At 42.9% G+C, this 26988-nt stretch carries 27 protein-coding genes; 8 read left to right on the top strand and 19 right to left on the bottom strand.

Annotated features, from left to right (window positions below; all coding sequences use genetic code 11):
* Positions 1-233 precede the first annotated feature (233 nt).
* The 3 genes from pth to psbH all read right to left on the bottom strand — a co-directional run bounded on the left by pth (position 234) and on the right by psbH (position 1538).
* On the bottom strand, positions 234-878 hold the full coding sequence (pth, locus tag HWQ36_RS20815; RefSeq protein ID WP_292705987.1) for an aminoacyl-tRNA hydrolase: 645 nt from the start codon (positions 876-878) through the stop codon (positions 234-236).
* Between the two features lie 33 nt (positions 879-911).
* Positions 912-1184, bottom strand: coding sequence for a TatA/E family twin arginine-targeting protein translocase (locus tag HWQ36_RS20810; RefSeq protein WP_292705985.1), 273 nt, complete (start codon positions 1182-1184; stop codon positions 912-914).
* 150 nt (positions 1185-1334) lie between these two features.
* Positions 1335-1538: a photosystem II reaction center protein PsbH gene (gene psbH / locus HWQ36_RS20805; RefSeq protein WP_292705982.1), complete on the bottom strand. Its 204-nt coding sequence runs from the start codon at positions 1536-1538 to the stop codon at positions 1335-1337.
* A gap of 85 nt (positions 1539-1623) precedes the next feature.
* Between psbH and psbN the strand changes: the two genes are divergently transcribed.
* Entirely contained in the window at positions 1624-1755 is a 132-nt protein-coding gene (gene psbN, locus HWQ36_RS20800; RefSeq protein WP_012410654.1) for a photosystem II reaction center protein PsbN, read from the top strand.
* 59 nt (positions 1756-1814) lie between these two features.
* Here the strand turns inward: psbN and HWQ36_RS20795 are convergent, their stop codons facing one another.
* On the bottom strand, positions 1815-5057 hold the full coding sequence (locus tag HWQ36_RS20795; RefSeq protein ID WP_292705977.1) for an alpha-mannosidase: 3243 nt from the start codon (positions 5055-5057) through the stop codon (positions 1815-1817).
* Between the two features lie 87 nt (positions 5058-5144).
* On the opposite strand from HWQ36_RS20795, the gene HWQ36_RS20790 reads away from it, so the two are divergent.
* Together HWQ36_RS20790 and HWQ36_RS20785 are read left to right on the top strand one after the other, a co-directional pair.
* Positions 5145-6794 (top strand): hypothetical protein, encoded by a 1650-nt coding sequence (locus HWQ36_RS20790; RefSeq protein WP_292705976.1) that lies wholly within the window; start codon positions 5145-5147, stop codon positions 6792-6794.
* 150 nt (positions 6795-6944) lie between these two features.
* The gene (locus HWQ36_RS20785; protein WP_292705974.1) at positions 6945-7865 is read left to right on the top strand and encodes an alpha/beta hydrolase; all 921 of its coding nucleotides are present in this window, start codon (positions 6945-6947) and stop codon (positions 7863-7865) included.
* Between the two features lie 158 nt (positions 7866-8023).
* On the opposite strand, the gene HWQ36_RS20780 is transcribed toward HWQ36_RS20785, so the two are convergent.
* From HWQ36_RS20780 to mnmE, 5 genes are all read right to left on the bottom strand, one after another.
* Positions 8024-8338: a hypothetical protein gene (locus HWQ36_RS20780; protein ID WP_292705972.1), complete on the bottom strand. Its 315-nt coding sequence runs from the start codon at positions 8336-8338 to the stop codon at positions 8024-8026.
* A gap of 70 nt (positions 8339-8408) precedes the next feature.
* Positions 8409-8729 (bottom strand): hypothetical protein, encoded by a 321-nt coding sequence (locus HWQ36_RS20775; RefSeq protein WP_292705970.1) that lies wholly within the window; start codon positions 8727-8729, stop codon positions 8409-8411.
* Positions 8730-8768: 39 nt separating this feature from the next.
* The gene (locus HWQ36_RS20770; protein WP_292705968.1) at positions 8769-9539 is read right to left on the bottom strand and encodes an SDR family NAD(P)-dependent oxidoreductase; all 771 of its coding nucleotides are present in this window, start codon (positions 9537-9539) and stop codon (positions 8769-8771) included.
* A gap of 6 nt (positions 9540-9545) precedes the next feature.
* Positions 9546-10049, bottom strand: coding sequence for a GNAT family N-acetyltransferase (locus HWQ36_RS20765; protein WP_292705965.1), 504 nt, complete (start codon positions 10047-10049; stop codon positions 9546-9548).
* A 214-nt stretch (positions 10050-10263) separates the two neighbouring features.
* On the bottom strand, positions 10264-11658 hold the full coding sequence (gene mnmE / locus HWQ36_RS20760) for a tRNA uridine-5-carboxymethylaminomethyl(34) synthesis GTPase MnmE (RefSeq protein ID WP_292705963.1): 1395 nt from the start codon (positions 11656-11658) through the stop codon (positions 10264-10266).
* A gap of 377 nt (positions 11659-12035) precedes the next feature.
* On the opposite strand from mnmE, the gene HWQ36_RS20755 reads away from it, so the two are divergent.
* Positions 12036-12236: a hypothetical protein gene (locus tag HWQ36_RS20755; RefSeq protein ID WP_292705960.1), complete on the top strand. Its 201-nt coding sequence runs from the start codon at positions 12036-12038 to the stop codon at positions 12234-12236.
* 38 nt (positions 12237-12274) lie between these two features.
* Here HWQ36_RS20755 and HWQ36_RS20750 read toward each other — a convergent pair whose 3' ends face one another.
* Positions 12275-12943 carry a Uma2 family endonuclease gene (locus tag HWQ36_RS20750; RefSeq protein ID WP_292705957.1) on the bottom strand — a complete coding sequence of 223 codons (669 nt, stop codon included), beginning with the start codon at positions 12941-12943 and terminating at the stop codon, positions 12275-12277.
* A 72-nt stretch (positions 12944-13015) separates the two neighbouring features.
* Between HWQ36_RS20750 and HWQ36_RS20745 the strand changes: the two genes are divergently transcribed.
* On the top strand, positions 13016-13156 hold the full coding sequence (locus tag HWQ36_RS20745; protein ID WP_292705954.1) for a hypothetical protein: 141 nt from the start codon (positions 13016-13018) through the stop codon (positions 13154-13156).
* A gap of 199 nt (positions 13157-13355) precedes the next feature.
* Here HWQ36_RS20745 and HWQ36_RS20740 read toward each other — a convergent pair whose 3' ends face one another.
* The 9 genes from HWQ36_RS20740 to HWQ36_RS20700 form a co-directional block, all read right to left on the bottom strand.
* Positions 13356-13616: a hypothetical protein gene (locus HWQ36_RS20740; protein WP_292705952.1), complete on the bottom strand. Its 261-nt coding sequence runs from the start codon at positions 13614-13616 to the stop codon at positions 13356-13358.
* A gap of 101 nt (positions 13617-13717) precedes the next feature.
* Positions 13718-15349, bottom strand: coding sequence for a mucoidy inhibitor MuiA family protein (locus tag HWQ36_RS20735; protein ID WP_292705950.1), 1632 nt, complete (start codon positions 15347-15349; stop codon positions 13718-13720).
* Positions 15350-15515: 166 nt separating this feature from the next.
* On the bottom strand, positions 15516-16457 hold the full coding sequence (locus HWQ36_RS20730) for a LysR family transcriptional regulator (protein WP_292705947.1): 942 nt from the start codon (positions 16455-16457) through the stop codon (positions 15516-15518).
* A gap of 243 nt (positions 16458-16700) precedes the next feature.
* Positions 16701-17498: a BMC domain-containing protein gene (locus HWQ36_RS20725; RefSeq protein WP_292705944.1), complete on the bottom strand. Its 798-nt coding sequence runs from the start codon at positions 17496-17498 to the stop codon at positions 16701-16703.
* A 56-nt stretch (positions 17499-17554) separates the two neighbouring features.
* The gene (locus HWQ36_RS20720; protein ID WP_292705941.1) at positions 17555-18328 is read right to left on the bottom strand and encodes a transferase; all 774 of its coding nucleotides are present in this window, start codon (positions 18326-18328) and stop codon (positions 17555-17557) included.
* A 214-nt stretch (positions 18329-18542) separates the two neighbouring features.
* Entirely contained in the window at positions 18543-20204 is a 1662-nt protein-coding gene (locus HWQ36_RS20715) for a ribulose bisphosphate carboxylase small subunit (RefSeq protein WP_292705937.1), read from the bottom strand.
* A 99-nt stretch (positions 20205-20303) separates the two neighbouring features.
* Positions 20304-20606, bottom strand: coding sequence for a EutN/CcmL family microcompartment protein (locus HWQ36_RS20710; protein ID WP_012410634.1), 303 nt, complete (start codon positions 20604-20606; stop codon positions 20304-20306).
* A 6-nt stretch (positions 20607-20612) separates the two neighbouring features.
* A complete protein-coding gene (locus HWQ36_RS20705; RefSeq protein WP_010995041.1) occupies positions 20613-20957 on the bottom strand; it encodes a carbon dioxide-concentrating mechanism protein CcmK in 345 nt (114 codons plus the stop codon).
* A gap of 89 nt (positions 20958-21046) precedes the next feature.
* Positions 21047-21355: a carbon dioxide-concentrating mechanism protein CcmK gene (locus HWQ36_RS20700; protein WP_012410633.1), complete on the bottom strand. Its 309-nt coding sequence runs from the start codon at positions 21353-21355 to the stop codon at positions 21047-21049.
* 659 nt (positions 21356-22014) lie between these two features.
* Here HWQ36_RS20700 and HWQ36_RS20695 point away from each other — a divergent pair.
* The 3 genes from HWQ36_RS20695 to HWQ36_RS20685 all read left to right on the top strand — a co-directional run bounded on the left by HWQ36_RS20695 (position 22015) and on the right by HWQ36_RS20685 (position 26791).
* On the top strand, positions 22015-23871 hold the full coding sequence (locus HWQ36_RS20695) for an NAD(P)H-quinone oxidoreductase subunit F (RefSeq protein ID WP_292705876.1): 1857 nt from the start codon (positions 22015-22017) through the stop codon (positions 23869-23871).
* A 149-nt stretch (positions 23872-24020) separates the two neighbouring features.
* Entirely contained in the window at positions 24021-25526 is a 1506-nt protein-coding gene (locus HWQ36_RS20690) for an NADH-quinone oxidoreductase subunit M (RefSeq protein WP_292705873.1), read from the top strand.
* Between the two features lie 134 nt (positions 25527-25660).
* Positions 25661-26791 carry a CO2 hydration protein gene (locus tag HWQ36_RS20685; protein ID WP_292705870.1) on the top strand — a complete coding sequence of 377 codons (1131 nt, stop codon included), beginning with the start codon at positions 25661-25663 and terminating at the stop codon, positions 26789-26791.
* Positions 26792-26988: the final 197 nt, after the last annotated feature.

Raw genomic sequence — 26988 nt, 5'->3', positions numbered from 1 at the left:
AAGAATGCGAGTATTGCAAACTTATGCTGCTATTAAAGACAAAACTATTACATCTGGGGAACTAGAGTTATGTCTCCCCTCTCCCATGTTTGGGAGAGGGGCTGGGGGTGAGGGAAAAGATTTAAGCTTGCATTGGGATGCTCCTGTAGGGAAGGGGTTAGGGGTTAGGTTTGAGAGAAAGTTGCACACGGCGTTATTTTTTTTATTTGGAAGTCCCTTTACCAAACTTACCCCTAAGACTCAGAATTATTATTAATGGTGCGGCTATTACAAACATTCATTGCCTTTTCTACTCCCTGCTTGAGACTGAGTTCAATACACTCAACTACGAACTGAAGTACAAGAAACATCTGCTGATTTTCGGCGGCAGAAAATCGCCCCAGTACATGGGAGACAGCATCAGAATCATCGTTATTAGCTGCACCTTTGGGTTTACCAATACCGATTCGCAAACGGGGAAAGTTTTGGGTACTAAGATGTGCGATAGCACTTTTCATACCGTTATGTCCCCCAGCCGAACCAGATAAGCGCAGCCGAGTTTTTCCCAAGGGCAAATCCATATCGTCGTAAATTATCAGCACTGACTCAGGCGGCAATTTATACCAACTTGTCACCGCTTGAATTGACTGTCCTGAGCGATTCATATAAGTTAACGGCTTTAGCAAGCGAATCTTACCTCCATCTGGGGCCATACCCTCGCCATACTCACCCTGAAACTTGCGGTTTTCTGCTAAGGAAATGCGCCAAGAACGGGCGAGGGCCTCTACAGCAGCAAAGCCGATATTATGGCGTGTGTGGTCGTACTTGCTTTCTGGATTCCCCAGTCCGACAATTAGCTGGGGAATCACCAAAGCTGGTTGCGTAACGGCTTCTGTCATTTTGCCTAAAATCAATTGATATGCAGCACTCTCCTAACTAGGTTGGGAAGAACTAGCGGTATCCTGCTCAGATTTAGCAGGGTGGATTTGCTTAGGTTCCAATTCAGCAGTAGTCTTTACAGCTTCTTCTAACTGTTCTGCTTCTTTTTGAAACTCGGTTTGAAACTCCTTAGAAGCTTCTTGGAAACTACGAATTGTTTTGCCCACACTCCGGCCAATCTCAGGCAGCTTCTTTGGGCCAAAGATTAAAAGTGCCACTACCATAATTACAGCCATTTCCGGCAGACCGATACCAAATATATTCATTTTTGTCTCCTGTAAACTATAGAACCACTACAGAAACTCATATATTATGTAGTCTACTCAATAGTTAGTATGCACTGACCATTGACAAAAAAACCCGGAAGAACCGGGTGTAACTTAACTTGTTATCCAAACTTGATAGCGGTGTATCTGTTAGCGTCCTAAACTCCGCCAATCGACTACTACATCCTGAACCAACAGCGATCTATTGTAAAGTTGTAGAATAATCAGCAGAAACACAAAAAATAGCGCCATAAAAACAGCCATCACAGGGGTAGTACCCCAACCTGGAGCCACTTTTCCATACTCAGAATTAAGTGGTTTCAGGATATCTCCCAACCTAGTTCTTTGTGCCATAGTTCACCTAATATTACTTGCCAAAGCTTTTTTTAATCTTCTGTAATATTCTATAAGAATAGCACTCATCATCTATCCCTCAATTATGGAACCCGCAATAGTTCTTAGCATTTCTATGGCCGCCGTGGTGGTTGCCATCACCGGAATTTCAATTTATACCTCTTTTGGCCCTCCTAGTAAGGAATTGAACGATCCGTTTGACGACCACGAAGATTAAATCATTGGTCATTTGTCATTGGTCATTGGTCTGTGGAAAATTGACAGAGCAATAGTGGCTCACTCCAGCCTGGAATTAATCGCTGGTATTACCTTGAAACTGGCGATTTTCCAAGGCTGTATTGTTAAGATTTGTTGCTGAGATGAGAATTCAGTAGTAGAGGAACGCTCTAACAAATCTACTGTATCTCCTAGATTTAACCCTAAATTACTTTGCAAAGATAACTCGGCTGTTTCTCCGTGACATTCATAACACCGCAGAATTAACTGCTGTGAATCATCTTCAGATGGCTTCAACGCCATCAAGATTAAATTTTCAGCTGATAAATCTAGGAAACTCACCCCTTTAATAGCACTGGATTGTGTTAGCGGGGCATTTAGCCCGTTGTGAGTGCTGAGTGGATTTAATATCACTTGCAACGGTATATTCAATTCATAGCCACGCCGTACTGTATGGGCTGATTCCCAGCTACCAGCATGAGGATACAAAGTATATGTAAACTCGTGAAAACCTTTATCAGCCTCTGAGTCTGGCCAATTAGGACTGCGTAGCAGTGTTAGGCGCAGTTGATTTGGTTTGCCGTCGTAACCGTATTTACAATCATTCAGCAAACTAACTCCGTGAATACCCTCTTGTGTTTCTCCTGTCAAATCAGCCCAACGCAAAGCGGGGACTTCCCATTTTGCCTCTTCTGCGGGAGTTTGCGGTTTAGTTGGGCGGCGAATCGCGCCACAGGGAATTTCATAAGTAGCAAAGTCTGCTTCGATATTGAGAGGAAAAGCAGCTTTCACCAATACATGATTTTCTTGCCAATTGACGGTAGTAGCTATCTTCAGTAGAGGTGAACCAGCTTGCAAAATATAGTCTTGGCAAAATTCCGATTCACCCAACTGACGCACCACGCGCACACGACTTTGCACTGGCCCTTGTTCTAGCCACTGAATAGATTGAAGATTTGTTGAGGGTAAGGGATGTTGGGCATAATTGGGGTCTATATTCCAAGCATCCCAATATTGACCGCTATCTTTAAAAGCTTGTAGTTGATTTCCCGCACCACTCAAAAGTTCTCGTTGATAAGTTTTATCAAAAACACTTGATAAATCTCCAGTATCAGGATCTATGACAACCCGCAAGAATTCATTTTCTAAAATCCAGTCTGGGAGGAGTGGGGGGGATGGGGGGGATGGGGGGGATGGGGGGGATGGGGGGGATGAGGGGGATGAGGGGGAAAGCCAAAATATGCGGTAACCTACGGGTGGAATTTCGGTGGCGAGAAATAGTAGGGTTGATGGTTCAGATAATTGGGAGACAAGCTGCTTTCCAGAAGTATCGTAAATGTGCCATTTCTGTGGTGTGGGTAAGGCTATATAGACTACCTCAGAACGCTGCCAATTGAGAGAATTGAAAACGAAAATAGGCAAACTGTTGGGTTTTGGTGGTTCTGATAGGATAATGTGAGATGCGATCGCTAAAAGTGATTTCTGTAATATCTTCGTTCCGACTTGTTCCACTTGCTGCCACTGGGGTAAGGCATCTGTGTAAACTTGGGTAATTGAAGAACCAGGTAAAATATCGTGAAATTGTTGAAATAAAACCTGCTTCCAAGCTGCTTCGATTTCTGCTTTCGGGTATGTCACACCACAGCTTATGGTTGCTAAGGTAGCAAATAGTTCAGCTTCATACAATAAATTTTCACAACGACGATTCCAGCGTTTTTGATCTGCGTGGGTGGTGTAGCAACCGCGATGGAATTCTAAGTATAGTTCGTCATTCCAGATGGGGAATGAGGGGAATGAGGGGGAGGGGGAAGCAGGGGGAGAATCATAATTACTGACAGACGCGATGAATCGCGTCTCTACAATTTGTTGTAAATATTTTTCAGCTGTCGTGAATTCTAAATCTGGGAAGAAAGGCGACTTTTGCCAGCGTTGGGCGGTTTCTAACATATCACGGGTGGGACCGCCGCCGTGGTCGCCGACACCGGGAAGCCAGAGAGATTGTGATAAACCAGTTTGGGATTGCCATTCTAGAGCGTAGGATGCCATTTTAACTGGGTCAATACTTTCACCGATAGGTGCAGACATCAAACTAAAGACTTCACTGCCATCTGGCGATCGCCACCAAAAAGCCCCATAATCAAATTTAGTAGTATCATTCCACCGCAACTTCTGGGTGACAAAATACTCAATTCTGGCATTAGCGAAAAACTGCGGTAAAGTTGCACAGAAACCAAAAGTATCTGGAACCCACACCATAGTTGATAGCTGGCCAAACTTTTCCTGGATGTATCGTTGACCATACAATAGCTGACGGACTATTGATTCACCAGCAATTAGATTGAGTTCCGGTTCCACCCACATTCCGCCGACAACTTCCCAACGTCCAGCAGCTACCTGTGCTTGAATCGCCTGAAATAAATCCGGGCGATGTTCTTCAATCCAAGCGTAAAGTGCGGGAGTCGAATGACAGAAAATTAACTCAGGAAAATCCTCTTGCAACTTCAGAACCGACTCAAAAGTATTTTGCGCCGCATTCCAAGTTTCACTCACAGGCCATAACCATGCTAAATCTAAATGAGCATGACCCAATAAATAGATTTTAGATTTTAGATTTTGGATTTTGGATTGAATTAAATTTTGCCGTAACGACCTTACTAACTCTTCCTTGGCGTCCTTGGCGTCTTGGCGGTTCGTAATCTCCCCCACCACCTGCACCAAAACATCCAACTTCTCCGGCGCGAACCTTTCCAAATAAAGTTGCACCACAGCTAATTCATCAGCCACAAAACCCGGATCGGGATTATTATCAACAGTAGACTCATAAACTAGGAGCGATCGCACTAAAGCACCATCACAATGTCCCGGACTCACTAACCGTAAAGCCACAATCAACTCTTCCCCTGGCTTCACCCCCTGACTCAAAAGCACTCTCGGCGAACAATCAAATAAATCACCCTCTAGTACTAACTCCCCATTCACATAAATCTCAGCAGAATCTGCCCACCAAACCAGCGCCAGCCGCAAAGATAACCCAGCTAAAGGATAACCCTGTAAATCTTGGGGCACTACCAACCTTTGCACTAGCCAGAGTACTTTTTTCCCTCCCATCCAAGCGATATGTTCTTTAGCATTCAACTGAACAGGTTGCCAATGAGACAAATCAGCAGCGACAACATCAGTAATAATCAGGTCAGATTCCTGGTATAGCCAGCTAGACTGAAGATTAACTTGACAAAAAGAGCGCAGTTGCTCAATTGCTTGTGAGATGATTTTGGTATGAGATTGAGAGACAGTCGGGGTCATATATTCGCTAATATGAGGTGTTGGTTGTTTTTAGTGTTTGGCGCGAGTCTCACAACTTAACAAGACTTGAACTAAAAAATTACTACTATGTCTTCTGGTTCCTCTGGTCGTTATCAAAGCAGACTGTTTAACTTTGTCCACCAGCAATCTCGGCGGGTGACACAACAGTGGGAACACACCTTCCGGCATTTGCAAGTTGCCACTAAGTGGGGTGTGGAGGCACTACTTTACCCAGTGTATCTACTGTTTCAGTCATCTGAATCATCTGGGAAAACGCTACAGACCAAAGAACCACCAACTAGACTAAAGTTACAACCAAATGATACCGATTTCCAGCCTGAAATTCCAAATGCTGATAGTCCTATTCAAGAAGTACTAGAAGCAGTAAATTATCTATTATCAGATGAAGCCGCCTCCACTCCAACGAAAACATCTGAACATTTCAATCCCTTGGCTTTCTTGGGATTTTTTCGGCTGAAGTTTGTTGATAAAAGCTCGACAAATAACGTTAGTTTTATACAATATTCAAGTATTACAGAGAATAAAGCGGAGATTATCAAACCCTTACAGTTAGATAACGCTCTAAAACAGCATCTTCCAGCAGTGCGGGGAATTGCCACAAATTTGATAAATCGGAGTTTAGTACTTGTTACTACCGAAAATGAAATTCTAGATATTTTGACACCCCAGCAGCAGGCAAGGTTAGAAGAGCGAATTATTAATGAAGTTGCTAATTACTGGCAGTCTTGGCGGTTGATTATAGCTAAAAAAGAAACGGAGCTGTTACCACAAATTGACCGTTTATTAGCAAAACTCACAGACGAAAATACAACCAAAATTCCAGCTTTGGCTGAGGGCATATCAAAAGATTTACTTAATACTGAAAGATTATTAGCATTTCTAGATATAGCTGTTGCTAAGTTGGAGTCAAATGCTTTAGTACCTGTGCAAGAACGTAGCCAGGAAATTGTTCAAGTTGCCCAAACTCAGTTAAATATATTTCTTTATGGCAAAGAGCAATTAGCGGCTAGAGGAGAAATTGCAACCACTGCTGATGGTTTAGAAACTCATACACTGAATATTAATGCTTTGATTGAGGCGGCGCTTAATTACTTTTTTGGTGTTGGTAATAGAAAAACACTTGAACCAACAAATAGTGATGAGCAATTACCAGGTAAACTATTCTCATCACGCTTTAGAAAAGCCTTGTCTAAAAGCCCTCTTTTGGAGAACCAGGATTTAGCTGTTGATCCTTGGCTAACATGGAATGATTTATTTGGAGACACTGAAACTGTTACTGAAAATTCAGTTACACATTCTCAAGTAAAAAATCCTGCTTTAGCGGCAAGTTTATCAGTAAGGCATTTTCCACAAAAGAATTTAACTATAAAACAACCTAAAATCGGATCTGGTTTGGTGCAAAGGAAACAAGCAACTAGTAATCTTGCCTCAAGCCGAAAAATATCTGGAAAAGTTGCCTCTGCAAAACAAACCCAAGCCAACATTTCCCAAACTAAACGCGAGAGTCGTAAAGGGGAAATTTTGCAACGGCAGTTTCATCAAAGTAGTCAAGTTGAGGCGCAGCCAGACTGGATAGAAATCAAAGCAACTTCAACAGGCTATGAGAAGCATCCTTTAGAGCAACTTCTGGAATGGGTTGATTATGCTATGCTCTGGCTAGAAGAGAGATTTGTAAAGATTTTTCAGTCGTTACGGCAGATGTGGCAGGGGAAATAATTTGTAATTCGTAATTCGTAATTCGTAATTCGTAATTCGTAATGACACTCTCTACGAGACTTTTTTGAATTCCTCGTTCGCGTAGCGTGCTGTAGGGAAGGGGTTGACATCTTAGTAACTTGCTGGGAAGATACTTAAAAAATTAACCAGATGATTGACGATCGCGATCGCATCGTATTTCATAAAGAAGGCAGATTTCAAGGTGTTGGAGAACTTAACCTGTATTACCAAAGCTGGCATCCAGAGGGTAAAGTACGGGCAATATTAGCCATTGTGCATGGACTGGGAGCGCACAGCGATCGCTTCAGTAATATAGTTCAGCATTTGATACCCAAGCAATATGCCGTCTATGGCTTAGACTTGCGTGGTCATGGACGTTCACAAGGTCAGCAAGGCTATATCAACGCTTGGAGTGAGTTTCGAGAAGATTTAGGAGCCTTTTTACAGTTAATTCAGACTCAGAATCCTGGCTGCCCAATTTTTCTTTTGGGTCATAGTTTAGGTGGGGCGATTGTCTTAGATTATATTCTACGCTGTCCCCAACAAGCATCAGTTTTGCAAGGTGCGATCGCTCTTGCGCCAACCTTGGGGAAAGTTGGAGTTCCACCGATTCGGGTGCTTTTAGGAAAAATGCTCTCACGAGTGTGGCCGCGTTTCACCTTAAATACAGGTATTGATCTCAGTGCTGGTTCACGAGATCCGCAGGTTTTAGCCGCATACACTCAAGATACACTGCGACATACCCTTGCGACTGCCCGTCTAGCTACAGAATTCTTTGCAACAGTTGATTGGATTAATGCTCACGCAGGTGATTGGCAATTACCATTATTGATTCTCCACGGTGACGCAGACCGAGTGGCTTTACCTGCGGGGAGTGATATCTTTTATCAACGGGTAAACTGCACAGATAAGCTAAGAATTGAGTATCCAGGAGCCTATCATGAAATTCAGCGTGACCTCAATTATCGAGAGGTAATGGCCGATTTGGCAGATTGGTTGGAGCGACACTTACCACCCCAGACAGCGCACTTAGGACGGGGAAGCGGTGAGTTACAGTTTCCTAGTTCTTAGTATCCTAACTACAACTTTCTTTCTATCAACCGTCGAGTCAAATCTTCGATTACATCCGCGTCGCAGTTTTCGGATCGCAGTTCGTATTATTAGGTGTAGTGGGTGAGTGCGATCAACAAAACGCAGTAGAATATTAGTATCTATGAGGTATACCACTGTTAAGGATGATCCTCGTAAATACTCTCACGAGTCACAGCATAATCTGACAGCACTGGTAAATTTGACTTAACACATAGCGTAAATTCGTCAGCTAAGTTATCTGCAATTAGTTCAAACTCCTCATTATTCAGTTGATCTTGTGTCTGAAGCTTCGCTATCAACTGAGCGTGTTTTTCTTCTTGACCTTTGCGCTGTTGGTCTTGAAAGATTAGCTCTTGAAGATATTCACTGGCTGAACTATAACCGCCTTTAGCTACTTGTTCTTCGACAAAGACTTTCATCGACTCAGCTAAGGAAATCTGAATATTAGTCATACCTTGACAATTAGGGTGTGCTGATTTTATCTACTACATTACTAGAGCGATCGCATATTAAAATACAGAGTCAGTTATCTGAAAAATACGTTGCTGAGGATACAGAGTTTTTGCCAACCAAGATAGGTTCTCCCTTTACTCCTCCACGGGTAAGAGTACAAATTTTATAAAGGTTTTCACACTCAAAGATTGCCATAACTAGCTCTTTCCCCGTTTGATAAGAGGATGGTAAGGGTTTACCTACCTCGCATTCCATATCAATTTCGCGATCGCGCCACTGTAACTTCCAAATACGCTTTTCGGTTATTGTTGCTTTGACAGACCGAGCAAAAGCACTATACACCTGCTCTGCTTTGATATCATCCTTGGCTGCTGGCACAAAAAACTTCATAGGCTTTGGTTACATTTTACTAGCACCAGCGTAACGCAGTTACCAAGGCAATCTGCTTCCATCCCACGAGAAAAATTGTCCACTATCGCCTTCTTGAAGCTGTTCGATGACAGTCAATAATTGAGTAACGGTGCGTTCCACTGAAAACAACTTTTCCGCAGATACATTTCCCTGGAAAGGACGAGAAAGGCGCGTATCAGTTGTACCAGGATGCAATGTCACTATTAATGCTTTTGGACAACTTCTTTTATACTCAATTGCCGCAGTTCGCATCAACATATTGAGTGCTGCTTTAGAAGCGCGATAGCCATACCATCCACCAAGTTTGTTATCGCTAATACTGCCCAATTTAGCAGAAATACTAGCGAACACGCTGCGTTCTCCATGACGAAATAGAGGCAATAGATGTTTAGCCAGCAAGACAGCACCAATACTATTTATCTGAAAGTAGCGCAGCAAATTTTCTGAATTGATCTGTCTTAAGCTTTTTTCTGGTTGCAAAGTATCTTCATGCAAAAGCCCTACACAGTTGACTACCAAATGTAGTTTGTCAACTTGATTACGTATTTTTTGAATAGTTTCAACAATCTGCAACTCGTCAGTAATATCCATCTCCAAACAGATTAATCGTTCAGAATGTTCGTCTGCAAGAGCTATTAAATCGGTGGCTGATTCCAGTTGGCGATAAGTTGCATAAACTTTGGCTATTCTGTCATCTTTTAGCAATTTTTTCACAAAACCTAAACCAATACCTTGGCTTGCTCCCACAATCAATGTATTCACAGGATTAATTTCACCGATAAAAGACATGTCAATTTAGATCACTTGTGGAGGTATTTCATATTCGTAGCGAGAGACGAAATAAGTACCAACTTGTCTATCGCTGTGATGACGAAAACCAAAGTTTTCATATACTGCTCTCAAGCGCGGACGCGAAGCATCGCAATCTAGACGTAAATAACGTTTACCAAATGTTTGTGCGTGTTCAACAGCCCAAGCCAGCAGTGCTGAAGAGACTTTACCACCAGAATAATGTCGCCGAATAGCAAGACGATGTACAAATGCTGACTCTTCCTGAGAAATGTCAGGCCAGAAAAGTAAATCCTCAAGCTGAAACTTGATTGTACCAGCTGGTTCACCTGCCAATTCAGCAATAAAAAACAAGCCGTTGGCAACATCTTCAGAGATATTTTCTGGCGAAACCTCACTATCACGCCACAGAGGTACACCACGCTCTTGGAGCCATAAAGCTGCTTCTAACAACACATTTGAGACTGTCACCGTATCTTGTATAGTTGCTTGGCGAATTGAGATGTACATTTAGTTATCAATTGCAGGTTAAGTTGAATAACAGTAAAATTTCACAAAGATTAGTATAAATGTGGGTTGCATTTCGCTTTTGGCAATCTACTCCAGGACTTACGCAAAAATTGCCAAAAAGCTTAATTTATCGTTCGCGTAGCGTGCCGGAGGCATACCGCCAAGACGCCAAGAACGCCAAGAATTCGTAGAGTGTGCGTAAGTCCTATACTCTTTATTTACCAATACAAAATTTACTAAAAATCTTATCCAAAACTGATTCTGTGACTTCTTCTCCAGTAATCTCTCCTAGTGCTTGAATTGCACCGCGTAAGTCAATTGTCCAAAAATCAAGGGGGAGTTGCTGGGCAATTGTTGCTTGTACTTGTTCCAAGGATATTTTAGCTTGGGTTAATGCTGCTGCTTGCCTTTGATTAATGGCTAAATCCATATCAGCAGCTTGGATTTTTTCTGCTTTAACTAGCTCTAAAATTGCTGTTTCTAAAGTATCAATACCTTGATTTTTAGATGCTGCTGTGACAATTTTAGATTTTGGGTTTTGGATTTTGGATTGAAGAGTTATTCTTTCCCTTTCTTCTACTAAGTCGATTTTGTTAATAACTAAAATTAACGGACGGTGTTGTACCTGTTCGTAAATTTCTCGATCGCCTTCTGTCCAACCTGCTGAAGCGTCGATGGTAAGCAAAACTAAATCAGCTGCATTGGCTGCACGGCGCGATCGCTCGACACCAATTTTTTCCACTTGGTCTGTTGTTTCCCGAATCCCTGCTGTATCTAGCACTTGTACGGGAATTCCCCCGACAACTAGCTGAGATTCCACCACATCGCGGGTTGTACCAGGTAAGTCTGTGACGATCGCGCGATCGCTCCGGCTCCAAGCGTTCAATAAGCTCGATTTACCCACGTTTGGCCGCCCAACAATTGCCACTTTTAAACCTGTGCGGAGCAATTCACCTTTGTCTTTCGTTGCCAATAACCTCGTTATTTCGGCGGCAATTTTCTCGATTTCTGATATTATGACTTTATCATCCAACGGAGGTAAGTCTTCCTCAAAATCGATTCTAGCTTCGATTTCTGCCAAAATATCTAAACAGTTGGCGCGTAACTGACGGATTGGATGAGCTAATTTTCCCTGTAAACCAGCTAAGGCAGTTTGGGCAGCTTGAGGCGATTTAGCTCCCACTAAATCAGCAATACCTTCGGCTTGAGTTAAATCCAATCGCCCATTCAAAAAGGCGCGGAGAGTAAATTCTCCGGGTTGGGCTAGTCTAGCACCATTTTCTAAACACAGTTGTAATACCTGCTGCACTGCCATTATCCCCCCGTGGCAATGGAATTCCACTACATCTTCACGAGTGTAAGAACGGGGTGCTTTCATAATCAGCAATAGGGCTTCATCTATCAACTGTCGCGTCTGGGGATGACGAATATAACCGTAGAGAATCCGGTGACTTTCCCAAACTTGCCGCCCTGGTGCGTGAAAGAGAGTTTGGGCTAGAGCCATTGCTTCAGAACCCGACACCCGCACAATACCAACACTACCCTGTTGGGGGACAACAGCAGTTGCGATCGCAGCTATAGTTCCAGTAGTGGCAAAGACTTCTGACATGAGCGCCCTTTATGAGAGTTTAGGAGTAAAAATCATAACTCATAACTCATATTTTTCTAAATGGTAAGTATTTAGACTAGCCCTTTCAAGGTGACTCGTAAAATAAGATTGTTTTTTCTCAGCGCTCTCTGTGCCTCTGCGGTTAAAAGTAATTTATTTAACCACAGAGACGCAGAGAACACAGAGGTAAGAAATGAAAAGGGGATTTTTTGAGCTATATTTTTACCCACCTTGAAAGGGCTAGTATTTAGACTAATAGGATAGCAACTGGCAAGGTAAAATTTACCTAGAGGATAATGCCTGAGAGTAAAGAGTTAGGGGTGAATATTAGAACTCACAACTTAATAACTCATAAGTTTTAAAGAGAGGAATTTACTGTGGAGCAAAAAATTAACTGCGCTGTAGCCTGTGTTAACGGGTGTGTTTTAGGGGATAAATGCCCCAACATCGAGTATAGAGAGGCAACCGCAAAATTTATTGAAGATACTCCCCTAGACAAAATGTTGGAATTGGCACAAGAACGTCTGCGGAAAAAAATGACGGAACCGCCAAAATGGGTTTTTCCTGAAGATCCATAGCATTGGTGTTAATAGGCACAAGCAAGACAGCGAGGAGCTTAAATAGTATCTGGATCTATATTTAATTCTCGCAGTTTTGCTGCCAAGCGATCGCTGCGTTGTTTCTCTTGTTGTACAGCTTCTTGTGGTGTCGAAATTAGCTCTCCACCAGGAGTAAAGAAGCGCAACTTTTCTTGATAAACACCTAAATATAAACCTAGTTGTTGACTCCACAACCAGCCTTGAGAATTTGGTTCTAAAGGTTGATATTTACCATCAAGTAAATGGAACCCTGCAAATTCTAACGTTTCTGGGTCAAACCAGAAATAATCTGGTGTGCGAAAAATATCTTGGTAAATTTGTTTTTTTAGTCCCTTGTCAGTATCGCCTGTGCTATCTGAGAGAATTTCTATAATTAGATTAGGATATTTGCCATCTTCTTCCCAGACAACCCAACTTTTACGCGGTTTGCGTTCAGTCCCCAATACCACAAAAAAATCTGGCCCCCGGAAGTTCTCTGATTTACGTTGGCGTGGACTGTAGTAGATAGTGAGATTACCCGATGCATAAAAGTCGTTGCGATTTCGCCACAACCACTCTAAGCATTGAATTAGCAGAGTCATTTGTAGCCGATGTAAGTCAGTTTCCAAAGGCGGTTCGTCACTATATAAATCCCCTGGGGGAAATATAACATCTTTCGGGGTTTCTAAATCTTGGGCGATAGACATGGCGGCGAGTATCTAGGTACTTTAGGTGTGGAAGCTAAATAGCATCTGGATCTATATTTAATTCTCGCAGTTTTGCAGCTAGGCGATCGCTGCTTTGATGACAACCTCACAACCAAGTCTCAATTAAGGATTTACGCCAAGGCGATCGCTTCTGACCGATATTCTGTTAATTATACTTCGCAGATGGGTTTTGCAACTTATCTGACACATTGACAAATAATTACTAATTCGTAATTCGTAATTCGTAATTAAAGGGGATAGAGCAACCATCAAAATCTCCTATTTGGTGGTCAATAATCAAGTGTTGGGTACAATCCTGAACTTATTACAACTACGAATTACGAACTATCAATTACGAATTATTTTGACCAATCATTGCGGTGCAGTTGTTGACTATGCCACACTAACACATTTAATATTTTGCCTGAATTGCAAGGTCATCCATTTGCTTAATTGCATTCCAATCAATCGTAGCAACCCATAACTTTTCTTCAGTGGAATACTGTACCACTCCCTCTACTTCTAAATCCTCACTGTACAATGTGAGCAATTTTCCGTCTTGCAATTCAATGTTCTGACGAGCTAGGTCTTCAACTGTGCCAATACAGTTTAGACGTAAGCGACCCTGATTATCAGCATTATGAAAATCAGCAAAAATTTTAGGCGTATTCATAAGCTTTATCTAATAACTATTGTTGTCGTGCCGGATTTGGAGATGTGGGCGTAAGAAGATTGCTAATTGGTTCAGGGGTTAAGCCACGTTAGTGATGTTGTTTAAATATCTAACCCAACAACCATTAAATCAGGCGGATGTTCAACATTAAACTGGTAATATATCTCTCTTTTTTCCAGTGGTGGAAGAGTTAACAACCATTCTAAAATCCCCATTTCACCCAGTTGAATTTGTGGGTTGCTACGGCTGAGGCGAACTTTAATTTGCTCGTTGCGGCTAACTGGTAATTGTTCAGTTACTTTCAGATTTACTTCTTTGTCAAGTAAGTTAGTAATTATCAAGCGATAACTATAAGTAATCCGGCGCTGGTTGCTAATTAATCTTTTATCTACAAGGCGTTCAATTAAATCGCGCTCAATTTTCAAACCTTCATCAATCCCTAAATTCAGTTTGAATTCTTGCCCTGGTGCAATATTCTCTAATTGAGTTGTCCCGATAAAAACATTGTTGCGGAAAATATTCGCTTTCCCTGGTAACAAAGTCGCACCATTGGGATTATTTTTCACATTTGCTTGCAGATAAGCAAAACTTACCAAACGCGGCATTGCCACATAATCAAAGTTACAAGGATAATCATCGTTGAAAATTGTCGTTTTATGGGGTGCGCCATCACTGGGAATGTTACCGCCACTATTCAATTTAAAGGTAACTACACTCCCTTCTTTAGATACTTCTGCTGTAACGATTTCTGCTGGGATAAGATCATCCTCTGCAACTTCGCCTTCTGCTTGCCAATCGGTTCTGGCAGCAGAAGCAGGCGGTTCTGCTATGCTAGGCAGCAGTGGCGGCTGGGCAGCAAATTTTCGTTGTCGTAACATTTGTGGACGTGGCGCATCAATATACCAGGGTTCAAGTTTAGGTGGGAGAGTACCTAATCCTGGTTTAGCGGTAGAAAGGGTGAGATTTGCACCAATCCAATCTTCACCACTGCTTTGAGTGATTTCTGCAAGGTAGCCCAGATGCACAATATCGCCGGTAGTGTCAAAGCGCAAGTCATAAAGCGGAGTCCAACTGGCGCGATTTACTAGGTAGGATAGCTCTAATTCAAATTTACCTTCACCTGCAACTTCAACTCCTATAACTATGCTCAAACTCTCTCTGGGATGGGGTGTTTGGATTTTTTGTAATGAGGCGCGGAGTGCTTGCAGTTCTTTGTCTAATTCCTGCTGTTGGGTTTTGCACTCTCCAGATGCGATCGCATATTCACTATACTGGCTTCCGAGAAAGTTCAAAAAATCTAAAGTTTCACTCAGGCTAAGATTTTTCCGAGACAAGCTTTGGGCAAAGGGTTCTTCTGTTTTTTCACGTAACCCGGCGATAAAACTAGACTGTAATACTAAAGCATCCACTTGGGCTTGCAGGTGGCGTTTTTCTGCTTCTAACTGCTCAATTTGCCTTGTCAAATGTGCGACTCGCTCTGTCGCCGGTTCAGTGGTGTAAATGCGATCGCTACTCACTCCCATCAAACGCACTGCCACTGTCCCTGTACCGCTAACCCTGACAGACTCAGTTTCTAGAGTCTCTGGCACTGAGGTAATTACTAATTCCTGTTCAATTCCTGTTAAATCAACTACACCCCGTCGTGTAACCAATGCTCTGTCAGCATACACTGTTACAGCTACAATCTCGCTTTGTACTGTTTTGCGCCAAGATGGTATTTCCGGGTTAACCATTGCCAGTTTTCCCCCATTTTTAATTGATTCTGCTGGTTAATTGTCAATGTTTCCCGGTCTAACAGTCAACCCCTTGGGGTAATTCGTAATTCGTAATTCGTAATTCGTAATGGGCTACGCCCCGCTTCTCTACGAGACGCTACGCGAACGCGAACGTAATTCGTAATTACCCGTTAATTGGTTCAAGTGTACTAGAAGTGGTATTAGTGTTTTGATCTACAAAATTCCTTGCAGCAGCCAGGAGATAGTCATAATAGGCACGAGCGACGATAGATAGCTGCTTACCTGCGGGGTAAACCATGTACCAATTTCGCTGAATTGGAAAGTGTTGGACATCTAAAATACTAAAATCTGAAGCGTCTAATAGTAAAGTATGACGAGATAAAACCGAAATTCCTAAACCACCTGCGATCGCTTGTTTAATTGCTTCGTTACTTCCCAATTCCAGCTTGACTTTTACTGTCACCCCTTGTTCTTCAAATAGGCTTTGGACGGCACGACGAGTTCCTGAACCCGGTTCTCGCATAATAAAAGGTTGGTTAGACAGGCGTTGGATCGGAATATTTTTTTCCTTGGATAACGGATGATTAATTGGTGCAAAGACTATCAAAGGATTTTCTAAAAATGCTTCGCAAGTCACATCCATATTATCTGGAACTTGACTCATAATATATAAGTCGTCCAGATTCTGACTCATCCGTTCCAAAATTTGTTCGTGATTCGTTACTTGCAGAGAGATATCAATCCCTGGATAAAGTTCGCAAAATGGCCCCAACAAACGTGGGATAAAATATTTTGCTGTTGTAATCACTGCTAAACGTAATTGTCCCTGTTTTAGCCCTTTTAAATCTGCCACCTTCATTTCATACTGGGCTATATTTTCAAAAATCTGCCGACAAGTGGCAAATAATTCTCGTCCTGCCTCGGTGAGATACAACCGCTTCCCCACTTGCTCAAATAATGGCAACCCTACCGATTTTGTGAGTTGCTTAATTTGCATAGAAACGGTAGGTTGAGTGAGAAACAATTCCTCAGCAGCGCGAGTAAAGCTACTGTGTCGTGCCGCCGCCTCGAATACCTTTAACTGGTGCAGCGTCGCTTGCTTCAAAGGTTATTCTCCTGTATATAGCTATTCATCGATATAAAACTAGTATTACTGAACAGTTGCAAATGGTATGGCGATGCTCATAGAAAGTTATGAGTCTAATCATAGATAGAACTCTATTATTTCTATATAAATAAAGGTATTTTATTTATGGATTTAAGAAGCTATTATCAGAACAACAAGAAAAGCGTAAGATTCCTTCCACTTATTCCCGATGAATGATGATTTTCCCAAATTCATCTATCATCATTCATCATTCCATAATTCTTCGGCAACTTCTGCAATTTTTGTAGGTAGCTTAGTTAAATCTGGTAATCTTAGTACCTCAATTTCGGCAACTTGTTCTTTAATATTCACTGGCAAGTTTAAAGGCTGCTGTGTTTCTATCCAGCATCTTGCTAACGGCAAGGTTAGCTCCATTTCGTCTAGCGGACGGGGAATTACCATCACTGCATTTAATTCCCCAATGCGTTCTGCCTCAAACATTCCCGCTTCCACAGCTACCGCTACATTTGCTACGGAACCACGAATAATGGCTGTACACAAACCCGCACCAATTTTTTCATAAGCTGCTAAATGAACATCAGCAGCTTTGAGCATGGCATCACACGCGCCTACCATCGCTGGAAATCCTCGCGTTTCGACCAAACCAATTGCTTGATTACTCAGACGGCTAGAATTGCCCTCCTCCATCAATTTAGTAAAACGGGTTGTGATCGGAAGTACTATATCTAAATTAGGATAAGGTCGGGGAATTACTAAGCTAGAAACTAACTGACCAAACTGTTCAGCCGTTTGCACACCCGATTCTACAGCCAGACGCACGTCAGCAATGCCACCCCGGACGATCGCAGTACAATGGCCGCTACCAATTTTTTCATACCCAACTAGGTGAACTCCTGCTGATTTCAGCATCATATCCGCCGTCCCAACTATTGCAGGAAAGCTGCGGGTAGAAACTAAGCCCAAAGCAGTGTCCTGAAAGGTTTCTCGATGACTCGCTCCCTGGATGGTATTCATAGACGGTTGATTAGATGTTTCCATTTGAACTTTCCCAGATAATCACAAAGCCGACAACTTACAATTAACACTTACTCGGACTAATCGTCAGAGTTTGGGTCGCTCAAGGATTGTCTATGGGGAAACAATGTAGTCAACAGTCTGCTTATGCTCCCTTGTCCATAAATTTGAGTCCCGAAACCGTTAGGGGATTCTGTAGTTAGCTGATTGGGGTCTGAGTCATGTTTTGTAGACTCTTGGGTGGGTTCCTGCAAGGGGAGTTCAGCATCCTTGGCTGGTTCTTCCACGGCAGGAGGCTGGCTTTCTGGAGTGGCGGGAGATTTAAAATAAGAAATCGACTTATTTTGTTTAAAATCCACAAAAGCCGCAGCTGAGAAGTTAGTTGAAGAAACTACCTTTTCTTTAACTTCCCCTGAGCCATTTTCCTCTTCCTTCTCCGGTGGCGCACTTGCAGCCGTGGGGTGATTCGTGGATGGTTCCGGCTGATTTGTTTGAGCAATTTGCCGACTGGTATCTCCCAAAATCGATCCAGGTGGAACTACTTGTGCAGGTTCAACTGAATAGTTAAAAACTGTTGTTGCTGAACCAATGCAAGCATTTGCTCCAATTTTGCCCTTGCCAACCATCAAAAAACCGGCTCCCAGGTTTGCCCCTGCTTCTACCTCTATGGTTCCTTCATGAACTTGGAGAATTGCTCCCATGCCAATACAGACCCCTGGCCCAATGATGATCTTGCTGTTTTCAGCCGCTTGGAGGATCACCCCAGGTGCAAGTACTGCGCTTGGATGAATAGTCACCTCACCACTAATGTAAGAATCAAAGTTATTGCTGAGGCGCAGTGACAGCACAGACATGGAAATTTTAACCTCGGAAGCCGGAGTGGGGATGAAGGAGCAGGGGAGCAGGGGGAGCAGGGGGAGCAGGGGAGGCAGGAGAGGCAGGGGGACAAGGGGGACAAGGGGGAATTATTGAACAAGTCTCTCCCTTGTCTCCCCCCTCTTGCTTGTCCCCCTTATCTCTTCTTCATGCCCAATTCCCAATGCCCAATGCCCCATTCCCCATTCCCCACTATGGTCTTTGAATAATCGTTTCTAATACCCGACGCTTGGCTTTGGGTTCAATACCAATTAAGCGCACATATTCCCCTTGGTATTCGCCAAGGTGTCCTTCTACGGCGGCGATCGCTTCTCTTTCTGAGGAGGCTGGAATTTGACCAGTACTAGTCCACGAACCAGTACGGAACCGTCGTTGGTCTACGTGTTCAAGGCTAATTTTATAGCCGCCAGCCAATAATTGCCGCAGTTGGTCTACTACTTCAGTACTCAACCGGGTACTGGTAGCTGTTGCCGTAGCACTCCCAGATCCACTGCTGCTAGTAAATGATGATTTCTGACTACCAGAGGTGGCTACTTGACCATTTGGACGTTGAATAATGGTTTCTAATACCCGCCGTTTGGCTTTGGTATCAATGCCGATTAAACGTACATACTCACCTGGATGGTTTGATATACATTCTTCTAAAGCGGAGATTACTTGATTTGTAGAAGTTGCATCAACTGGCTTGCAACTAGTCCAAGAACCAGTACGGAAGCGGCGCTCATCTACGTGTTCCATACCAATCTTGTAACCACCTGCCAAAAGTTGGCGGATTTGGTCTAGAGTTTCGCCATTGATTTTGCCACTGCTAGAGCCGCTACCGTTACCATTACTGCTGCTGTAGCTGCCATTGCTATGACTAGTATTAGGAGCTTTAAAGCTGGTAACTGGTTTAGCATCACCATCTGGGCGTTGAATGATGTTTTCTAATACCCGTCGTCTACCTTTGTCAATCCCAAATAGGCGGACATACTCGCCGCTATGATCTCTTACACAGCTCTCTAATGCTGCGATCGCTTCACCGAGGGATCTGGGTTCGATTGGTTGGCAGCTAGTCCAAGAACCCGTGCGGAACCGTCTTTTATCTACGTGTTCTGTACCAATCTTATACCCTTGTTCCAATAGATAGCGTAACTGCTCTATTGTTTCTGCACCCAAACTATTGCTCGCCACTTCACTACTCCTTTCCAACTCTAAGACAGTAATACCATTACCTGTATAAGATTTAGCGTTCTCATCCCGAATGGGTGCTATACATTTGCTATCCGCAGCACAAAGATAACCAGCTCGTAGCGCCTGATTAATCCCAACCACATGATGAGCAAATTCTTTATCTTGATCTTGCACATCTGACAAGCGATCGGCTTGCTGCTGGCTAGTAATTATCGCTCCCGAAGGTACATATTTACCTGGGGGAATTTCTACGTCTTGAATCAAAGCGTGCATCATCACGATGCAACCTGCACCCACCCTGGCATTAAACACCGTTGAGCGAAAGCCAATGAAGGAATTATCCCCTACATAAACTGGCCCGTGAATTAGAGCCATGTGGGTAATGCAAGTATTTTTACCTACCCATACCGAGTATTTCTCCTGGTCATCGCCAATTACTCGGCCTTGCTCTAACCCATGAATGACAACACCATCTTGAATATTAGTGTTTTCACCAAGATAAAAAGGTGTACCTTCATCCGCTCTAATCGTAGTCCCCGGAGCAACGATTACATTTGCACCTATTCGTACATCCCCAATCAGATTGGAGAATGAATGTACAAAAGCAGTTTGATGGATTTCGGGTTCAGCTAAATTCCTTGACCACGGAGTTGGGGGTGCTGCCGTGCTGCGGACTGCCATTGCGAGATTCCTCCTATATTGTCATTTGTCATTTGTCCGTTGTCATTTGTCCTTTGTTATCCACTAATGACCAATGACCAATGACCAATGACAAAATGACTATCGATATTGATCTTTTTTGCTGTAAATCATGCGATCTTCAACATAAATTGTATCTATGATCGCCACTACCACTGCATCTAGTGGTCGCTGTTCGTTGCCAATAACTTGACGAGCAACACTGCCACGACTGACAAGTACCCACTCATCTACACCTGCTCCCACACTATCTGCTGCTACCTCATATTGTGGGAGGATATTTCCGTCTTCATCTACAAATTGTAACAACAGTAGTTTCACACCTCTCAGACTTGGATCTTTTTGGGTGCTAACTACTGTGCCGCGAACTTTGGCGACTTGCATTACAAATTACGGTCTTCTACCGAAAGGACGAATTGCGTTCACATTTTCCCGGAATTGCTCTACGTCTTCTGTATAACGAATTGGTAGGACGTATTCCAAGTTTTCATGAGGACGAGCAATGATGTGAGTAGACAGTACTTGTCCACCGTTGACTCGCTTCACTGATTCAACACCCGCAGCTACGGAAGCTTGCACTTCCGAAACGTCACCCCGGACAATGACTGTAACTCGACCACTGCCGATTTTTTCATAGCCGACTAGAGTCACACGAGCAGCTTTCACCATCGCATCAGCAGCTTCCACTACTGCTGGAAAGCCCAGCGTTTCAACCATTCCCACTGCAATTGACATTAGTTTTAATCCCTATTTAAAGTTTTTAGCTTGGACAAAAGTGATGCTCAAAAAGGCAAAGAGCGTTAATTACTTTGTTTAAAGAGCTTTTAGGTACGGAACTGTTCCACAGCTTCGGTGTAACGAATCGGCAACACGTATTCCAGGTTCTCGTGAGGACGAGCAATGATGTGAGTAGATAATACCTCACCACCAAATACTCTTTTTGCCGCTTCAACCCCAGCAGCTACGGAAGCTTGCACTTCCGATACATCTCCCCGAACTATCACGGTGACGCGAGCGCTACCAATTTTTTCATACCCTACTAAGGTGACACGGGCGGCTTTCACCATCGCATCAGCAGCTTCCACTACTGCTGGAAAGCCCTTCGTTTCAATCATTCCAACTGCAATTGGCATCGCAGAACTCCTACAAAATTAATGCAATCTGTACTGTCGTCTGAATTTTTTGACGGGGAGAGCCTGATCTTATAGCTAAGAAAACACTTCCAAATTAAGCATAGGAAAGCTTGGCGTTCCTGGCAATATAAATTACTATAATAGTTTATGATAAGAAAGTTTTAAAAAACTTAACAAAAATTTATCTAGGCTTCTGAGCAATTAAAGTTTACTGAATTACTTGAGCAGCCACTTATGCTTTATAATTTCTTTATTACATTTACAATACGACATTCATAACCAAGGCTAATTCTATCTGACGAGGGAGGAGCGGCGGCTGTATCTTTTGCTGTATCTATCTTTCCTCAGATTTCTCTGTATGTACAACGATATATTTGAAAAGTATATAATCTTTTCAAATATATCGTATAAATTAGTCTGCTCAAAGTAGAAATACAAATGTAAAAACAGAGGTGAGGTTAAGGCAAGTAAATGCTTTTGCGTATGTAAAGTTATATTTTATAGAAGTTTAGTAGGGAAAAGTAAAGTAAAAATACTTTGGATAATTTAGTTTAAACAATAGTAAAAAAATGTTGATATTTCACTAAATTAATTTTTTTAAAAAATAATTGTCTGAAAGATTTTTTAAAATAAAGGCTGAATCATCAAGGTAAATTTAAATGGATCAAATTCTATTTTCAACAAGTTGGTTTGTGCCTTTATATAGCTTATTAGGCGCAATTTTGACGCTGCCCTGGGGAATAGGAATAATTCAGCGAACCGGGCCAAGACCTGCGGCATACATAAACTTGTTGACAACTATTGTGGCTTTTGTCCATAGTCTGTTTGTATTTAAAAATATCTGGGATAGAGAACCAGAAAAGTTACTGGTGCCGTGGTTCAAAGCTGCTGATTTAGACTTATCGTTTACCTTGGAACTTTCAGCAGTCAGTATTGGGGCGACAGTTTTAATTACAGGTTTAAGTTTTCTGGCACAAGTTTATGCTCTGGGTTACATGGAAAAAGACTGGTCGCTGGCGCGTTTTTTTGCACTGCTAGGATTTTTTGAAGCAGCGTTGACTGGTCTAGCAATCAGTGATTCTTTGTTTCTCAGCTATACCCTTTTGGAAGTTCTGACGCTTTCGACTTACTTGCTGGTGGGATTTTGGTATGCTCAACCGCTAGTAGTGACGGCGGCGCGAGATGCGTTTTGGACTAAACGGGTAGGAGACTTGTTGCTGCTGATGGCTGTGGTGACACTTTCCACCTTAGCTGGTAGTTTGAACTTTTCGGATTTGTATGAGTGGGCACAAACAGCTAATTTAAGCCCAGTGACATCAACTTTGCTGGGTTTGGCATTAATTGCTGGGCCGGCTGGGAAATGCGCCCAATTTCCACTGCACCTGTGGTTAGATGAGGCGATGGAAGGGCCCAATCCTGCTTCGGTAATGCGAAACTCGCTGGTAGTAGCTGGTGGCGCTTATTTACTGTATAAATTTCAACCATTGTTAGCACTGTCGCCAGTTGCCTTGAATGCTTTGGTAATCATGGGTACGGTGACAGCTATTGGGGCGACATTAGTATCTATAGCTCAAATTGACATTAAGCGATCGCTATCTCATTCCACCAGTGCATACATGGGGTTAGTGTTTTTAGCAGTGGGATTACAACAAGGGGGTGTAGGCTTGATGTTGCTGTTAACTCATGCGATCGCAAAAGCATTATTATTTATGAGTTCCGGTTCAGTCATCTTAACCACCCAAAGCCAAGACCTAACAGAAATGGGCGGACTGTGGTCACGGATGCCAGCCACAACCACCGCCTTTATTGTCGGTTCGGCGGGCATGGTAACAGTGTTACCACTGGGAGGCTTCTGGGCAATGCTAGCATGGGCTGACGGTTTCGTGAATATTAGCCCTTGGGTAATTGGGGTTTTATTATTGGTCAATGGCTTGACAACATTGAACTTAACTAGAGTATTCAGATTAGTCTTCTGGGGGAAACCGCAACAAAAGACCCGACGCACACCAGAAGTCGCTTGGCAAATGGCCTTCCCGATGGTGACTCTCACAGTCTTGACTCTACTTTTACCTTTGATGCTACAGCAATGGTACTTACTACCAGATTGGGAAAGTGTTAATTGGTTAGTAGCATTAGCGTTGTTTACTTCTACCGTGCTGGGAGTAGTTGTCGGGTCTACAGTTTATCTGCACAAAGCTTGGTCAAGATCCAGGTTTTTGGCGTGGAGATTTGTGCAAGACTTATTAGGTTATGATTTTTATATTGACCGAGTTTATCGGGTAACGGTGGTGAGTGCAGTCGCACTGCTATCTAAAATTTCTGCTTGGAGTGATCGCTATTTAGTTGATGGTCTAGTAAACTTAGTTGGGTTTGCAACAATCTTTGGCGGACAAACTTTAAAGTACAGCATTTCTGGGCAATCTCAGGGCTATATGTTGACCATCCTCGCAGTTGTCAGCATCCTGGGTTTTTTCATCAGCTGGTCATCGGGTTTATTAGATAAATTGCCTTTTTAAAGATGTTTGTCATTGGTCATTTGTCATTTGTCATTTGTCATTAGTTATTCTCTACCTCATCTCCCCCATCTCCCTCATCTCCCCCACTCCCCACTCCCCACTCCCCCATCTCCCCCATCTCCCTCATCTCCCCCACTCCATACCTGCTTATGCTTAGTGTTTTAATTCTAGTGCCGTTAATCGGTGCAGCTTTAATTGGTTTCTCGCCCTCTGGTATCAATGGGAAATTTGCCCGTGGGGTGGCTTTGGTTTTTGCAATTATTGCTTTCTTGTGGACAATCGTACTAGCAATTCAGTTCCATCCTGGGGAAATCACTCAACAATTTGCTGAATCTGTCCCCTGGATAGATGTCTTAGGCTTAAACTATAACCTTGGAATCGATGGTTTATCTTTGCCACTGCTGGCTTTGAATGGACTGTTAACTTCTATTGCCATCTACAGCAGCGATGAATCTCTACAGCGTCCTAAATTTTATTACTCTTTGGTACTATTATTAAGCGCTGGGGTAACTGGAGCATTTCTGGCACAGGATTTACTGTTATTTTTCCTATTTTACGAATTGGAACTAATTCCGCTATATCTGTTGATAGCTATTTGGGGTGGGGAAAAGCGGGGTTATGCGGCTACAAAATTTCTTATTTATACTGCCGTTTCGGGAATCTTAATTTTAGCAAGTTTCCTCGGCATGGTTTGGCTGAGTGGTTCCTCTAACTTTGCACTTGCCACCTTAAACGCTACGACTTTACCTTTAGCGACACAGCTTTTACTGCTAGCGGGGATTTTGATCGGTTTCGGGATTAAAATTCCCTTAGTTCCCTTTCATACTTGGTTGCCAGATGCTCACGTTGAAGCTTCTACACCTATTTCGGTTCTATTGGCTGGGGTATTGTTGAAGTTAGGAACTTACGGCTTACTGCGGTTTGGTATGAACTTGTTACCAGAAGCTTGGGCTTATGTGGCTCCTTGGTTAGCGACTTGGGCAGTGGTGAGTGTATTGTATGGTGCATCCTGCGCGATCGCTCAAACCGATATGAAAAAAATGGTAGCATACAGTTCCATTGGACACATGGGCTATGTGCTGTTAGCGACGGCGGCGGCGACACCATTAAGCGTGTTAGGTGCTGTCATGCAGATGATTAGCCACGGCTTGATTTCCGCAATGCTGTTTTTGCTGGTAGGGGTTGTGTATAAAAAAGCCGGAAGCCGAAATTTAGATGTTCTCCAAGGATTGCTGAACCCAGAACGGGGTATGCCCGTAATTGGTAGCCTTATGGTTTTAGGAGTTATGGCCAGCGCTGGGATACCAGGAATGGTCGGGTTTATTTCCGAATTCATCATTTTTCGGGGCAGCTTCCCAGTTTTTCCAGTGCAAACCCTACTATCAATGCTTGGTACCGGTTTAACTGCGGTTTACTTCCTAATACTCCTCGACCGCGCCTTTTTTGGCCGCTTGTCTGCCCAAGTTACTAACTTACCACGGGTGTATTGGAGCGATCGCGCCCCAGCTGCAATTTTAGGAGTGCTGATTGTGATTTTCGGCATTCAACCTGCTTGGTTAGCACGCTGGACTGAACCAACAATTACAGCAATGGTAAATAGCCAAAACGTAGTAGTAGCAGTGTCCTTGGAGAAAGCAATGGGGACTAAGGATTAGGGAGTAGGGAATGGGAAATAGGGAAGAAGCAGGGGGCAAGGGAGAAAAGTTTTCCCCTCTCCCCCTGCCCCCTGTACCCTGCCCCTCTGCCTCTTTTCAATGCCCCATGCCCTATACTTTTTGGAGAGATGGTAATGGTAACTATTAAAAAAAAAGCGGCTCATAATCCCTTAGCTGAGTATATTGAACGTCTGCAAAAAGGAGAAGCACTACTCCTTGATAGTCCAGAAAATGTATTAGAAGTTGTTGGTATTCTTAAAAGCTATGGCGTAGTTTTAGATGCCTACTCAAAAAATCTTAACTATATTGCCGAGCATCAGTTTTTAATATTTTTCCCATTTTTTAAATACTTTAATGGAGAGGTTTCTTTTCAGAAATTACTCCGTCACTGGTGGCACGATCGAATTAATTTTGAGTATGCCGAATATTGCATGAAAGGCATGATGTGGCACGGTGGCGGCGGACTAGATACATATTTAGATACAATAGAATTTAAAGAAAGAGCGCAAGCCGTTATTGCCGCAAAATTTAAAAATAATCCCTTAGTTCCCGGTATTAACCAACTGTTTCCAGATTTCTTAACAGAACACTTGCGTGTCTCTGCTTACTATACAGGTTTAGGTCAATTTTGGAGAGTCATGGCTGATATTTTCCTCAGCTTATCAGACCTCTACGATAAAGGTAAAATAAAATCGATTTCCGAAGTTGTAGAACACATTAAAGCAGGGTTAGTGGCAAATGCCTCAAACCCAATTACCTACGCCGTCAAAATTCGGGGTGAAGTCTATGAAATCATTCCCAAAAGCGTTGGTTTGACCTTCTTAGCAGATACAGCCATACCTTATGTAGAAGCAGTATTCTTCCGGGGAACTCCTTTCCACGGTACAGTTTCATATAACGCCCAAGGTTATCAAATTCCCCCAGATCAAACGCGATTTCAATATGGCGCATTGTATGCCGATCCTTTACCTATCGGTGGCGCAGGTATTCCTCCCACATTATTGATGCAAGATATGCGTCATTATCTTCCAGAGTATTTGCATGAAATTTATCGTCGCAGTCTTCGGGGTGAAGATGATTTGCGGGTACAAATTTGCATGAGTTTCCAAAAATCGATGTTTTGTGTTACCACAGCAACAATTTTGGGACTGATGCCTCATCCTTTGGACACGAAAGATCCAAATGAGGAGAAAGGTAATCGAGTTTATTTAGAGAAGTGGATGAGTCGGTTAGAAACTTCGCGGTTGCTGGATGTGAATAAATGAAGAAGAATTCAGAATTCAGAAGTCAGAATTCAGGAGCAGAGCCGAGGTAAGCCGAAGTACTGAATTGTTGCACCACCAAATTTTCTTGTTTTGTAGAGGTGCAAAAACCCCGATTATTCATCCGCTTTTTCGGTCAGAATACCTTTCCTGTATTCTGAATTCTGACTCCTGACTCCTGAATTCTGTTTGATAACTGA

Origin of the sequence: Nostoc sp. NMS2, from assembly GCF_017115105.1 — a bacterium.
Classification (GTDB): Bacteria; Cyanobacteriota; Cyanobacteriia; order Cyanobacteriales; family Nostocaceae; genus Nostoc.
The sequence above is the reverse complement of the archived record's forward strand: the minus strand, read 5'-3'. Positions and strand labels throughout refer to the sequence as shown.